The sequence below is a fragment of the Sphingobacterium hungaricum genome, assembly GCF_015210005.1.
Taxonomy (GTDB): Bacteria; Bacteroidota; Bacteroidia; order Sphingobacteriales; family Sphingobacteriaceae; genus Sphingobacterium; species Sphingobacterium hungaricum.
Genome location: NZ_MU158698.1, coordinates 1,788,926 through 1,804,149, shown reverse-complemented (window position 1 = coordinate 1,804,149; position 15,224 = coordinate 1,788,926). Strand labels below are relative to the sequence as shown.

The following is a 15,224-nucleotide window of genomic DNA, read 5'->3' as shown; positions in this document are numbered from 1 at the left end:
ACCTGAATCGCTAACCATGCAAACATCAAAAGAAAGAAACACAATCTTACTATTCATCCCATTGATTCTTAACTTTTTCGTTATGGGATTTGTCGACATAGTCGGTGTTGCCACAAATTATGTAAAAGAAGATTTCGCTTTGTCTGACGGCATGGCAAGCCTGTTGCCCATGATGGTTTTTATTTGGTTTGCCATTTGCTCCATTCCGACAGGAATTTTAATGGGTAAGTTAGGAAGAAAAAACATCGTGCTGTTGTCACTTTTCACAACCGCTTTGGCTATGCTGATTCCTTTATTATTCTACAGTTATTTCGGCATACTTCTTTCTTTCGCCTTTTTAGGAATAGGCAATACCATGCTGCAAGTTTCATTAAATCCTTTAGTGACCTCTTTGGTCAGAAAAGAAAAGCTGACAAGCATACTTACAATGGGACAATTTATTAAGGCAATATCCTCGTTTCTCGGGCCCATATTAGTTGCTTTTTCAGCAAGTCGATTGGGAGATTGGCGATTGACTTTTCTTTTGTATTGCATCGCATCTGTTATATCCATTATCGCCCTTTATTCCTTAAAAATAAAAGAAACAGCTGAACCAAGCCAAACATCAACTTCATTTCGCAATATCTTTTCATTGCTAAAAGACAGTTACTTCGTTTACTGCATTGTCGTGATTCTATTGATTGTGGGGATTGATGTAAGTCTGAATACCAACATTCCTCCATTACTGGTCGACCGTCTTTCTATTCCCTTGGCTGAAGCAACATTAGGAACAAGCTTTTATTTTATTTCAAAAACAATCGGAACGTTCATCGGCGCATTTCTTCTTGTAAAGATTTCGCCCATAAAATTTTTGAAGGCTAGCATCTGGATCGCGGCATTGGCATTTATCACCATGATGTTCTCTTCTTCTTTCTGGGGATTGCTTATTTCAATTGCCATTGTTGGATTGGCTTGCGCGAATGTTTTTTCTATTATTTTTTCATTAGCCTTACAGCATGACATAAAACGAGCTAACGAAATATCGGCACTGATGATTATGGGTATTTCTGGAGGAGCACTAATTACACCTTTGCAAGGATTCGTAACCGATCAATCAAATTTTACTGTGGGATTGTCTGTGATTCTACTTTGTATATTTATCATCGGTTCAATAGCATTTAAATTTAAACAGGAAAATTTAACCCACTGAACAAATGATCTTTCTTAATCTAGAACGCTTGCTGGAAAGTACAGCTTTCAAGACAAGAGGATCAGCAAGCCTTCGGTAAAACGTATATAGAAAATTTAAAAACACACATAGCTCAATAAATCAAAAGCTGAAGTAAGCAATTGCCGCAGCAAAACTTGAGTAAAGCATTCATAAAATTAATGGAATTCGCATGAAAAAAATTAACGCATCGCTACTAATTCTTCCAATCTTTCTTCTCCTTTTCTCTAGCCTTATCGCGAAGGAGAATCCAAAAGCAAAACGACTATCTGACTATGTGAATCCTAATATCGGTTCGGTACATAGCCGTTGGTTTTTCTACACCCCCGCTGCGGTTCCTTTTGGAATGGCTAAATTAGGACCTTCAACGAATGGTTCTTACGGCAACGCCAATGGCTGGGAGGCGGTCGGCTATGAAGACAATCATACCTCGATCGAAGGATTCCCTTGTTTTCATGAGTTCCAAATCGGAGGTATTATGCTTATGCCAATTGTTGGCGAACTGCATACTCGCCCGGGATCGCTCGAACATCCCGAAGACGGGTATCGATCATCTTTTAAAAAGGAAAATGAATATGCAACTTCAGGTTTCTATTCGGTGCTTTTGGACAAATACAACACCAAAGTTGAACTTACTGCGACTGACCGCGTCGGCTACCAGCGCTATTCATTTCCGCAATCCGACGAGTCCTATATCTTATTTGACATCGGAAATAAATTGGGCGAAAGCGGCGCTGTCGAAGATGCCTACATTCGAATGGTCGATGAAACGACAGTTGAGGGCTTCGTGATTACAAAACCCGAATACGTAAAAAAATATCAGCCAGAAGCTTCTGTAAAGATGTTTTTCTATGCTAAGCTTAGTAAGCCATCGAACGATGTTAAAACCTTTTTAAGAGGCGAATCCATCAGCCATCAGAAAGAGATAAGAGGAGTCGGCGCATGCTTGGCTGTAAAATATAAAACATCCAAGAACGAAAAAATAACAATTAAAATAGGTCAATCTTATACATCCATCGCTAATGCAAAACTAAATTATGAGGCTGAAGCTGCCACTCAAAATTTCGATAAAACAAAAGAAAAAGCTTTGCTTACATGGAACGAGATGCTAGGACGTATTCGAGCCGAAGGTGGGCGACATGAGGATCGAGTGAAGTTTTATACAGGACTGTATCATGCGCTTCTTGGCCGCGGCTTAGCGAACGACCGCAATGGAGCTTATCCAAAAAACGATGGATCAATCGGACACATTCCACTCAACAGCAAGCAACAGCCAAAACATCATTATTACAACACGGATGCGATCTGGGGAGCTTTCTGGAATTTGACTCAGCTATGGGCAATTGCCTATCCGGAATATTATTCCGATTGGGTGCAAAGCCAATTGTTAGTCTATAAGGAAACAGGATGGCTGGGCGATGGTGTTGCAAATAGCAAATATGTTTCTGGGGTGGGTACTAATTTCACCAGCCTAGCTATTGCCGCCGCATACAATTGCGGAATACGAGATTTTGATTACCACCTGGGTTACGAAGCTGCACTTAAGAACGAAATCGAAGGAAAAAATCGTCCTGCAGGAGCTGGCAAATTGGATGTCGAAGCTTTTGTAAACCGCGGTTATTGTCCATACATCCCTAGCGACGACTATTTTATCACCAAACAAGATGAAGGATCTGTATTTGGCGCCTCCCATACGATGGAATATTCGTTTAGCAGCTTTGCCGTTGCCCAATTTGCAAAGCACCTGAACAAAGACCAGGATCACCGCAAGCTTTCGAAATTAGCGTCAAATTGGGAAAACCTATTTGATCCCGACAGTCAGCTTATACGGCCACGAACTTTGGATGGAGCGTTCTTGAAAAAATTTGACCCCTTGGCTGCTTGGGAAGGTTTTCAAGAAGGCAATGCGATTCAGTATACGTTTTATGTACCACATGAGCCCAATAAATTGGTGAAAAAAGTTGGAAGACAAATCTTCAACGATCGTTTGGACAGCATATTTGTGCTTTCACAAAAAAACACCTTTGGAGGAGGCAAAACCGTAGATGCATTCGCTGGCGTGCATGCGCTTTACAACCATGGGAATCAGCCCAATCTGCATGTGTCTTGGCTATTCAATTTCTCGGGAAAACCATACCTGACCCAAAAATGGGTTCGCACGATTTGCAATGAATTTTATGGAGTCGAAGGTGTCCATGGGTATGGATACGGCCAAGATGAAGATCAAGGTCAGCTAGGAGCATGGTACGTGATGGCCGGAATCGGATTGTTCGACGTGAAAGGCTTGACTCAAATCGATCCAGAATTGCAAATCGGAAGTCCACTATTTGATCGCATCGAAATCAAATTAAGCAATATATATTATAAAGGAAAAACATTTGTTATTGAGGTAGAGAACAATTCTTCGGAAAATATGTACGTTCAATCCTTGTCTAAGAATGGGAAAACACAGCATTCGGTTTCCATTCCTTTTCAAGATGTTGTTAACGGAGGCGTGCTGAAAATCAAAATGGGGGAAAATCCGAATCTTGATTTGCTTCAATAGCATACTGAAGTTGACGAAAACTGATTGTACGAAGGAAACTGGCATCTAATTATTCTTTAAAAAAACAGACAATTCGCAGATCAGCGTATGGGCTTAGCAGGTATACCATTAATCGGCAAGGCAAATGGAAACGTCCATCTCTGATGAAAACAATGATTTCTTTCAGAAGGATTTGGGCGTTACCCTAAAGGGTCAGGATTTCCACTTCAATCCTTAACGCACCTTGCTGCCAGGTATCGTCCCGCTGTTCTATCGCTTCCGAAAGTGTTTATCGAACTAGGATAAACAGGATTAGCAACTCCGAATTTTGCAACGAATTGCAAATCCTCTTTTAGTAGAGATTCAGGATTGCCTCTCCAACTATCCTAAAACGCGTCGTATTTTAAACATTCCTACCCAACTTTTTTATATACGATTTCTTGTTATTACAACAAAATAAATATTTAAAATTTAACAAAAATTTACCCTTTCGACTGACCCTTATTTTTAATAATATGATAATTGCTTTTTTAGATTTATGAAAATATCTGTTGTTTTTTGGCGAAACTGCCTTGAATGGCTCTAATCGAACTTTGTTACACAACTTTTTTTTGTTAGAATTAGGTCATTCTAACAAAGAAAAACCGAGTTCTTTTTAAGACCTAGCTTGATCTATTTTAGAATTGGGAAACTCTTGCTTAGCAGTAGGTCGTTCCTTGTGCTATCCCTACATATCTTATCTACAAACAGCCTAATCTTTTAAAGCATCGGCTAATTCTAAGCATGAATGCAAGAGTTCTTTCTGCGAATGCTGCCTTTAGTCCTTATCTATCTCCATCTTCCCAATGGCTGAATCTCCTTTGAACGATCGCAGGTAGGCTTCAAAGGCAATTTTCAGACCATGTATCATCAATTTCGAATGTTCGTCGCTAGTTCCATATGAGCCTAAAGTTTTATACTCATCCTCGCTGTTGCCGACTATCGCCAAAACACAATTTTCCGAGTCCTGAAGATACAAACCCACACCCACATGTTCTTCGCCAAATTTCACGAAATAAGTTTCTTCGAACTGGTCGCTCACGATCTTTGGCAAGCTTTCCGATTTATCCAGGTTTTCTAAAGTAATGATATCAAAATTCATAGCATCGATTTTATACCTAATAATACACTTGGACAATTATTTTGTTTGAAAAACAAGAACAAATTCAAACAGCCATTTTATCTAAAAAAAAGAAAAGGAATAAGCTTATCGCGTACTCCTTTTCTCTTCGGATGAAAAACCGGTAAAAGATTTACTTCTACAAATCGTTCAACCAGCTATTCACTTCATCTTTAGTCTTACCAGTTTTCTTTTGCAACCTACCTACCAACTCGTCTTCTTTTCCCTCTGCGTATAGTAAGTCGTCATCCGTAAGGTCTGCATATTGTTGTTTAACTTTTCCTTTCAATTCGTTCCAACGACCTTTCCATGTTAATTCACTCATATTATTTTTCCTTTCGTTTGTTTGATAGTACAACGCATCAGGCTTCAAAATGTTTAGATAAGATTGTTAAAAAACGTTAAGATAAAACTAGAATGCTGATAACTACCTAATTCACAACTCTTCTTACACATCTGATCGGCAATCTATTTGAGGCCGGATTACTTGACATGGATAAGGTGTTAGATGTCGTTCCATTAGTCACCGTACCTCTAAGGCTCAGCCCGTGAAGGTACGTACTCCCCTGCTCAGTAAACCATGAATTACTCCAATAATGCATTTGTCCTGATGAGCTTACTAGTGCCGGATTTTGAGTTACTACGCCAGCTGAGGTACGATATCCATAAACTGGCAGCACAAAGTTTGCATCAGGATACGCAGTATTTTGCGCTTGAGATGTTGATCTAGTCCAACTGATGCTATACCTATAAGCAGTGGTCGTGCCAATCTGATTTTTTGCAGGAGTTCGGACAAGGTTATTTATTAAGGCATTAAAGTGATGATCCGTATCTGTAGGATTATCTGCACTTGGAACATTTGGCAATCGCCAAGTACCAGAAGGGAAGATCCGTCTGCACGCATCTACTGTTCGGTATTCCGTAGATGTGGGCCAAGGAACGCCATGAAACCAATACTCATTATCCGAAGGGCTGGTATAATTATTATTTGGACGTAAACGGTAGGCATCGGTTTCGTTCATGGTATATGCATACGGTACAGTTGTTGAGCCGTAATTTTTGGAAGCATCAAATATGAGGTTAGTCCGAGCCCAGTTGTAATTTCCAACTCGAATACCAGACTCAATCAATCTAACATTTGCTCTCGATCGAGTTCCCTTGGTTAAAGACAATGCCGTAGTATGAGGTATTGACAATAATGCGTTTGCGGCAAATGTACGGGTACTATTATCATCCAACGTAATGCTTAGGCTGTTTAACCTCAAACGTAAATTATTTACAGGGATAGTTACGGCAACAGCATTTGCAGCAGTATAGAACGTTGCTAATTTCTCTGCATTACCCCATCTCGTATCTACCACTGACATTGCACTCGCTAAAACACTGGTATTGACGGTTGAGAAATCAGAAAAAACGCCATTAAAAATATTAAAGTTGCCCGTTCGTATGATGCTGGTAAATGCTGTAGCTCCGGTTCCGCTACCAATTGATATCGAGCTCGTGCCTTGCATTGGGCCAAAAAGTCCTCTTGTGTTTAGACTTACGTCTACAGCAGCCATTTGTCTTAAAAATATAATTTCCAAGAAGTTATCTCCTTCAACCGTAGAAATCGAACCGCTGTCAAACATAAAATCTTTATTCGCTAAATCATCTCTATTAATTACACCCGAACTATTCACGTCTGGCGCGGTTCCAGTTTCTTGGGTAGAAATCGCAAACCAATGAAAAGTTCCGATATCAAGTGCTATATCCGGCTCTTCGTTTCTAGATAAAACTTTATTGAAAAGCTGCTGTGTTCTATTTTCGTTATAAATGATCAAGCGGAATTTAATCGATGAATTTATAGGCACATCCGCGGCAAGTTTATTGACGATCCTTTTTGATGCAACAGCTTCTTTAGCTGACGCAAGATAGTGACTCCTTTTCACGCTATCCACTATTGGGATTGCCACACTGACAAGCGCATCAAAGTCGGTCGATGCGACCATCTCTCCAAAGGATTCTTCGGATCTGCCTTGTAAATCTGAAGACCCGTCGGTCAATAACACGCCTGCTTGAGCGTTAATCGAAGATTTGCGCGAAGACCCAAGTTTTGACAAACCATCCTCGTCATCATCTTGTATAGGATTCAGCTCACTAACGGCAGCTTCTTCCGCAACATTGATCGACTTAATTTTTATTCGGGTATTGCCATTTGAAATTTCATCTTGTTTTTCATCTTTTGACGAACACGAGAGTAGGAATATTGAGAAGAATAAACCGATTATAGAAATAAATAGTTTCATAGTATTAGATTTGTTTTTCATGTGAGTAGAGGTTGTTATAGGTCAAAGTCTTTGCTGTTATTCCAACCCGCTTCCCATTCCTTTTCTTTGGGTTGATTTTGTTCGCCATTCGTAGACCAACCTGTTTTGACTTTAGCCGATCCGGCCGCAATACCTTCTTCTGACTCAACTAGATGTATAGCCATTCGAGGTGCTATATACCTGCTTCTCCCTTTGATTTCCATGTATTTATAAGTATATGTTTTTCGTTTTTACTTCTATTGTCAGAAATAGAGTAATTAACTATTTGTTAAAGCTTTGCATACTCTTCCAATGTCATCTGGAGATGAAGTCGGGAAACTACAAATGCTAGTAAAAAAAAGTGCCGGTAGAACTTAATAGATGTCGGTTGATTCTTGTCGTTAAGCAACATTTTTTTTTAAACATAAAAAAATCAATAAAAAACGCCAATTGGCGGATGTCAATTACCCACTCCTAATGCAATAAAATAACATTTCACTCGGTTTTATTCAAAATACATAGAAAAAGTCAAAACCGTATTTATACGTGTTTACATTTTGCTTTTTGGACTTTAGCCAAACTTTCCAGCATAGTGAATGCCGATGCAAACAAGTATTTATACCCACATTGTAATTTTTGAATTTTTCCATTTAAATAAAATTCGACTTTGTAACAAACATTGCCAAGATTCATTTTCTTTTAACTAATAGCAAATAAAAACAAGTCCATTACTTCACGGCTACATCAATAAGATTTATAAGCTTTAGAATTGCATCTGTTTTTTTAGAAAACCTTGCATTTTGTTGCGCACTTTGATTTATAATACTTATTATTACGGCAAATAATAATCGAAGTAAGTATTTTATTATCAAGCACAATAACCTAGTTCCTAAAATTAAATAACCATTAACCCAATTGATTACTTTCAGAAACAGTTCAACTCAATGCAATGCAAAACGGCAAAATATGGCAAAGAAAATTGCTGTATTAATAACATTGATTTACTTGATGATTTGCTGTAGCTACGCTTCAGCGCAAAACATTGAAAAGTTGATTCTTGGAAAGGTCGTTGACCACGAAATGCAACCAGTAGCTTCTGCAACTATCCAACTTTATTCCTTTGATCAAATGTTGGTATCAAGCGCGACTTCAGACAGCGAGGGAAAGTTTAGCATGAAATTTTCAAAACCAGGAAAGTATTTTGTACAAGTTAGTCATATAGGACACGAAACATTACGGTCTTCGATGTTCGAGTTTTCAAATATTGATTTGGGGATATTGAAAATTGCAGTTAACGAAAATCTTTTGGAAAGTGTTCGAGTGGAAGGCAAGAAAAAAAACTTCGAGGTCAAAGACGGGATCATTGTATATTCAGTTGAAAACAGCATATCTGCAAAAGATGTTTCTGTATTAGAAGCACTAAAGGGTGCCCCAGGAGTATATGTTGAAAATGAAAGCAATATTTCACTTAATGGAAAAGGCGGTGTCCAAGTGTTGTTGGACGGACGCCAGATTTTTCTTTCTGGAAAAGAACTTATCGATCTTTTAAAATCATTGCCATCAAACAATTTAAAGTCAATCGAAATCATTAATAGTCCGTCCGCCAAACATGATGCAAGTGGCTCAGCAGGCATTATCAACATAGTCACAAAGAAACAGCTAACCACGGGGTTAAATGGCAATGTAAGCAGTACTGTCGCATACGGAATAAGCCCAAAACAGCTTCAGAACATCGCACTAAACTACAGAGTCAACAGCATAAACGTCTTTGGAAATTACAGCCATACGCTCGGAAACTACAATTACATTTATGGAACTAATCGTCAGCAAAACGGCAAATCTTATGACAGCCATACAGATGACGTCGATAAAAGACAAAAAATGAATGCGCAAGTAGGGATGGATTATTACCTGAATGACAAAAACACCATCAGTTTTCTGGCGAGCAGCAATTTCATTTTTGGAGGAGGAATAACCGACACACACACCGAAATCAGCGCTCTCCCATCGACCTCGATTGAAGAATCACTTGACGCTACTAACGATTACTATGGACAAAGCACTGCGCGCTATAATTTTAATTTAAACTATAAATTTGAAGATTCCCTTGGACGTAGTTTTACTATCGATGCAGATTATGCCCTCTTTGACAAGTGGAACAAGAACTTGCAATCCAATATTTATAGAGACAATACTGATATTATCATTCAACAAAACTATAATCGTACACTTAACGATATAGATATTGACATGAAGGGCATTAAGTTAGATTATGCATTGAATCTATGGAAAGGAAAATTGGAAACAGGTTTAAAATACACGCATGTTGGTTCAAAGAACAGTTCTCAGTTTTATCATGTTCATCAGGATATCGACAGCTTAGACAATCGGCGTTCGAATAATTTTCATTTTGATGAACATACCAGCAGCGCATATATTGATTACAAAAGGTCTCTTGGGAAATGGTCTCTGCAAGGTGGTCTCCGACTAGAACATTCGAATTCGCAGGGTTCCCTAATTGACCTGAATGGTGTGGAAGGAATGAGCGATAAAATAACAAGACGTTTTACCAACTTATTTCCATTTCTTTCGGCAACGAGACGGCTAAACGAGCATCAAAACTTTTCTATCAGCTACTCAAAGCGGATCGAACGACCTGCATACCAAGATCTAAACCCATTTATTTACATGTTAGATGAACTTTCATTCTGGCAGGGAAACCCATTCTTAAGTCCGTCTTTGACGCATCGCTTAACTATGCTTTATTCGCTAAAAAGCTCGACTATAATCACCCTGAATTATGCGTATACAGATCAATTCACGGCAAAAATAACAGATACGCTCGACACAGAAAAAATTGTGATTATCAGCAAAAATCTAGGAACGCAAAAGCACTTGTCTTTAGCTTTGACACAAAACTTTGCTCCAAAGCCTTGGTGGGATATCACCTTCAACGGCCTACTTTATTATATTCATAATGATGTATCATTTGACCAATACAGAAATTTAAATTTACGCCAAGTAGCTGGACGTGTAAGTTTGGTTCAATCATTTCACTTGCCTTATCAATTTAAAGCAGAAATCACTTCCATGTACAACTCAAAACGCTTGAGCGGCGCAAACACGATAAGCCAACCCGTTAGCCAAGTGGATGTAGCTTTGCAAAAAACGATTTTCAAAGACAAAGCAACACTTAGGCTAGCCGTAAGCGATATTTATAAAGGAAATCAAAGTAGGTATACGCAGAATTTTCCGGGTTTTACTTCATCGAGCTATGGCTATTTCGAATCAAGACAAGTTCGGTTTAGCTTCAGTTACCGATTTAGCAGTGGCGTCACAAAAGCGCAACGTACATCGAAGTCAGCCTTGGAAAATGAAAGCCGAAGGATAAATTAAGCAGTGGTAAGATTAAGAAGAAAACCAATGTATTGGTGTACTTGCTCCTTCTTTTTTCTACTAACAAATTAAATCAAATAAAACATCCAAAATAACGTAGGCTATTTCTTTATGTTATTTCTATATTTAAGTCTTCAACTTGAAATCTAAAAAAATGGATTCTTAAAGTCGTCTGAACAAAAAAACAATACCCCAATCAGCATAACTATGAAATTATTATTTACTATCGCTCTTCTGACTCTACTCCAGTTTTCGGTTCGGGCGCAAGGGACGTTGGAAGATTACAAACGCGCAAAAGAAACGGCCACTATTTCTCAGAAAGTGTATAAAGTTCCTCAACAGATTGTATGGTCTGAAGATGGCCAAAGTTTTTCTTACCGTGTAAAGCTAAAAGACAACAAAAACGAGCTGTATGTGATCGATGCGGCCACAACAAGAAAGGCCGTTGTGCATGCGGAAGAAATAGCGAGACAAATGTCGCTTTTGTTATCCAAGCCCTTGGTGCTAGAAAATTCATGGGGAAAAGCCATGAAAGTATTGAACGCCAATGAGATTGAATTCGAGGAACAAGATGCAAAATGGAATTGGAACCTAAAAGCAAATACGCTCACAAAATTAGCCGACACAATCAACAAGAACACAGAAAACACTAATTATTGGGGAACACGATGGGATGATAGCAGAGGAAATCCAGTCGATTCTCCGGATAAGCTACATACGGCATACATTAAGAACAGCAACGTATATTTCAGTAAAAAAGGGGATGATAAAAGCGAAAAGCAATTAACATTTGATGGCACTGCGGGAGAATATTATGCAGCGCAGATTCATTGGTCAAATGATTCTAAAAAAATTGCAGTGTCAAAAATTCGCAAAGCGGAAGTCAGGCAATTGACTTTAATAGAATCTTCACCGACCGATCAGCTTCAACCCAAAACACATACTAGAGATTATGTAAAACCGGGAGATGCATTGCCACAGCATTACCCAACCATTATCGATATCGAGAGCGGAAAAACAGTTGCTGTCGACCCAACACAAGTTTATAACCAATACGCATTAATCCATACGACATGGCGCCCAGACAATAGCGGGATCACATTTGAATATAACCAGAGAGGCCATCAATATTATGCTGTGATGGAATTGTCGGCGATTGACGGAAAAACAAAGCCAATTATTGTCGAGACAAGCCCTACGTTCATCGACTATTACCTAAAAAAATATCGACATGATGTAGAGAAGACATCGGAAACCATCTGGACTTCGGAACGTGATGGTTGGAACCACCTCTATCTTTTTGATTCAAAAACAGGAAATTTAAAAAATCAAATTACCAAAGGAGATTGGGTCGTTCGTCGAGTAGTTCATGTAAATGAAGAAGATAGAAAAATAATTTTCGAAGCGAGCGGAACTACGAAATCCGAAGACCCCTACTTGATCCGGTATTACAGCATCGGATTCGACGGAAAAAATAGGCAAGAATTAACGCCAGAATGGGCTAATCATCAAGCAAGTTTTAATAAAAATCATTCGATGTTTGTTGATGTGTTTTCTCGGACAGACCAAGCGCCAGAAGCTGTTCTGCGCAATGCGGAAGGAAAATTGCTGATGCAACTAGAAAAAGCTGATATTACAGAGCTAGAAGCAACCGGATGGAAAGCTCCGGAGATTTTCAGTTCAGTTGGTCGTGATGGTCAAACCGATATCTGGGGAATTATTATCCGTCCCAAAAACTTTGATCCTGCTAAAAAATATCCTGTAATCGAATACATCTATGCTGGACCGCACAGTTCATTTGTTCCGAAATCTTTTTACGCAAATCCTTCGGGAATGTATGAGTTGGCTGAACTTGGATTTATTGTTGTTCAGATTGATGGAATGGGAACTTCGAATCGATCAAAGGCATTCCATGATGTTGCTTGGAAGAATTTAAAAGATGCAGGATTCCCGGATCGCATCGCATGGATGAATGCCGCAGCAAAAAAATATCCCTACATGGATCTTGAGCATGTTGGTATTTATGGAACATCAGCCGGAGGCCAATCTTCTACCGGGGCGGTATTATTCCATCCTGAATTTTATAAAGTTGCCGTTTCCTCTTGTGGATGCCATGACAACCGCATGGATAAAATTTGGTGGAATGAGCAATGGATGGGATGGCCAATCGGGCCTCAGTATTCGGCATGTTCAAACGTTGATAATGCACATCGTCTGGAAGGCAAATTAATGTTGATTGTCGGGGAAATGGATGATAATGTCGATCCTGCATCCACCTATCAATTGGTCAATCAGTTGATCAAACAAGGCAAGGATCATGAATTTATAATGGTTCCGGGAATGGGGCATTCTTCAGGTGGTGATTACGGCGAAAAGAAACGCAGAGATTTCTTTGTAAAAAATCTTTTGGGAGTTGATCCTCCAGCATGGAACCAATATTAATAATGCTCTAAGAGAAAATAAATTTAATCTAACGACCTATATAACTTATAGGTCGTTCTGTTTTCCATCAATCTTTAATCTCATTTGAGTGAGCACTGATAAACATTTCGTTGGATTCTTCTGCAACAATTTTCACAAAACGTTCGTAATGTTTCAGCACATCGCTAATCAATTCATTCTTGGTAAAGTATTGCACATCGTAGCCTTCCCGAGAATCACCAAAAAAGCTTTTTGGATAATAGGAATTCTTAGTCGGCATCTCAGGTAAGTTATCATCATCAACCAAAAATTCGGACACCACATGCTTTTGGCTTTTCACTCCGTAGGTAAAGTCATTTACGATATCATGCTTAATTTCAAACACAAGCTTAACAGGATTTTGATACCTATTGACTTTTACAGAAATCCCATTGTTTTCGAATTCCTCTTTTAATTCATTAAAAGCTTGCTGCACGTCTTCCATAATAAATTTATCCACCGCATCCCTATCTTTAAAGGAGACAATCTGCTTTAACCGCTGTTTCCAAAACTCTCCTGACCAAGGTATGGTCGATACAGACATGCCTCGTTCGTAATAATCTTGGTCGATCACCAGCGCCTTCATAAGCGAAATTGCGAACAGCAACATAATCACAGCAAATGGAAGGGCGGTCAATAAAGTCATTGTCTGCAAGGCCTGCAAACCGCCTGCATTCAGTAACATTAACGCTAAAACAGCAAGCAACGTTCCCCAAAAAACCATTTGCCATTTCGGAGGATTGGCTGCGTTTTGTGAAGAAATGCTATTCATCACCATGATTCCAGAATCCGCCGAAGTGACAAAAAAGATCATAATGATGCTAATCGATAAGTAGCTCAACAATCCCGTCAGTGGCAAGTATTCGAAGAATTGGAAAAGCAGCGAATCCGGATCGGAAACCATATCGCTCAACGCACCTCCAGTTTCATTCAAATCAATCCATATCGCACTATTTCCAAATACAGACATCCAAATAAAATTGAAGGCCGTGGGAAGTATTAAAACGGCAGCTATAAATTCCTTGATTGTTCTGCCTTTTGAAATACGCGCCATAAAAATACCAACAAAAGGCGACCAAGATATCCACCATGCCCAATACAAAATCGTCCAATTGTAAAACCATGGAAGGGTTTCTTCTTCATACACATGCGTATTGAAGGTGAGGTCGAAAAAGCTATTGACATAGTTTCCAAGGCCATTGGTGAAACTTCCGATCAAATAGCCAGTCGGCCCTAAAAACAGGACGAACAACATTAACGCAACAGCGGCTAAAATATTGATGTTGCTCAATAGTTTAATGCCCTTATTAACCCCAGATGTAGCCGAAATCACCGAACAGCTAACCAAAATCAGCACAATGATTACCTGGTAAATAAAAGATGATTCTGGAAGAATATTTAATTTAACAAGTCCTGAATTGATCTGTACAACGCCAAAACCTAAGGTTGTCGTGATTCCGAAAAATGTACTGCAAAGCGCAAACACATCGATTAGACTTCCCCATTTACCATTGATCTTATTTTTAAGCAATGGATAAAGACAGCTTCTTAGTGATAGAGGCAATCGGTACCGGTAGGAAAAATAAGCAAGCGTCAAGCCAACCAAACCATAAATAGCCCAAGCATGAATGCCCCAATGAAAAAAGGTGTACAGCTGTGCGTTCTTCGCTCGGTTGATGGAGTTATTATTTGCAAACGCTTCCGAAGTATAATGTTGCATCGGTTCAGCTACGCTGAAATACATTAAACCGATCCCCATTCCCGCAGCAAAAAGCATCGCTATCCAGGAGAAAAAAGAATGTTCGGGTTTGCTGTCATTATTTCCAAGTCTAATTTTGCCGTATCGGCTAAACATCAAGAAAACCAAGAAGATGACGAAAATGGTCACGCACCAAACATATACCCAATTCAGATTGACGAAGACTACATCTTTTACCTGATTTAAAAAATTATTAATTGCAGTTGGGAAAATAACGGCAAAAATACAAACACCAATAATAAAGATTAAACTGGGTACAACGACTCCTTTATCAAAAGTCATGTTTATTTTCTTTCTATCTCTCTTTTCCATCTGCTATCGGTTGATTAGATTTCCTTCTTGAAATTGCCAAGTCGATAAAGGTACGATTACTCGATGTCAACTAACTGAAACAACGAATAAATTATTCGAAATGAACCAGGTCAGCTTTAATA

Annotated in this window: 9 protein-coding genes; 4 read left to right on the top strand and 5 right to left on the bottom strand. The window is 39.0% G+C overall.

The features are described from left to right. Positions 1-16: 16 nt before the first annotated feature. Both C4F49_RS11110 and C4F49_RS11105 read left to right on the top strand, forming a co-directional pair. Positions 17-1,189, top strand: a complete 1,173-nt coding sequence (locus C4F49_RS11110; RefSeq protein WP_196935913.1) for an MFS transporter — start codon at positions 17-19, stop codon at positions 1,187-1,189. 190 nt (positions 1,190-1,379) lie between these two features. Next, a complete protein-coding gene (locus tag C4F49_RS11105; protein ID WP_196935912.1) occupies positions 1,380-3,752 on the top strand; it encodes a GH92 family glycosyl hydrolase in 2,373 nt (790 codons plus the stop codon). A gap of 796 nt (positions 3,753-4,548) precedes the next feature. Here the strand turns inward: C4F49_RS11105 and C4F49_RS11100 are convergent. The 4 genes from C4F49_RS11100 to C4F49_RS11085 form a co-directional block, all read right to left on the bottom strand. Then, positions 4,549-4,872, bottom strand: coding sequence for a hypothetical protein (locus C4F49_RS11100; RefSeq protein ID WP_196935911.1), 324 nt, complete (start codon positions 4,870-4,872; stop codon positions 4,549-4,551). Between the two features lie 157 nt (positions 4,873-5,029). Further along, positions 5,030-5,215 (bottom strand): CsbD family protein, encoded by a 186-nt coding sequence (locus tag C4F49_RS11095; protein WP_196935910.1) that lies wholly within the window; start codon positions 5,213-5,215, stop codon positions 5,030-5,032. Positions 5,216-5,321: 106 nt separating this feature from the next. Further along, positions 5,322-7,175, bottom strand: coding sequence for a hypothetical protein (locus tag C4F49_RS11090; RefSeq protein WP_196935909.1), 1,854 nt, complete (start codon positions 7,173-7,175; stop codon positions 5,322-5,324). Positions 7,176-7,210: 35 nt separating this feature from the next. Further along, a complete protein-coding gene (locus C4F49_RS11085) occupies positions 7,211-7,360 on the bottom strand; it encodes a hypothetical protein (RefSeq protein ID WP_196935908.1) in 150 nt (49 codons plus the stop codon). 781 nt (positions 7,361-8,141) lie between these two features. On the opposite strand from C4F49_RS11085, the gene C4F49_RS11080 reads away from it, so the two are divergent. Beyond that, positions 8,142-10,571 (top strand): TonB-dependent receptor, encoded by a 2,430-nt coding sequence (locus tag C4F49_RS11080; RefSeq protein WP_196935907.1) that lies wholly within the window; start codon positions 8,142-8,144, stop codon positions 10,569-10,571. A gap of 207 nt (positions 10,572-10,778) precedes the next feature. Further along, complete coding sequence (locus C4F49_RS11075; RefSeq protein ID WP_196935906.1) at positions 10,779-13,013, top strand: S9 family peptidase; 2,235 nt, start codon at positions 10,779-10,781, stop codon at positions 13,011-13,013. Between the two features lie 67 nt (positions 13,014-13,080). Here C4F49_RS11075 and C4F49_RS11070 read toward each other — a convergent pair whose 3' ends face one another. Continuing rightward, entirely contained in the window at positions 13,081-15,102 is a 2,022-nt protein-coding gene (locus C4F49_RS11070) for a BCCT family transporter (RefSeq protein WP_196935905.1), read from the bottom strand. Positions 15,103-15,224: the final 122 nt, after the last annotated feature.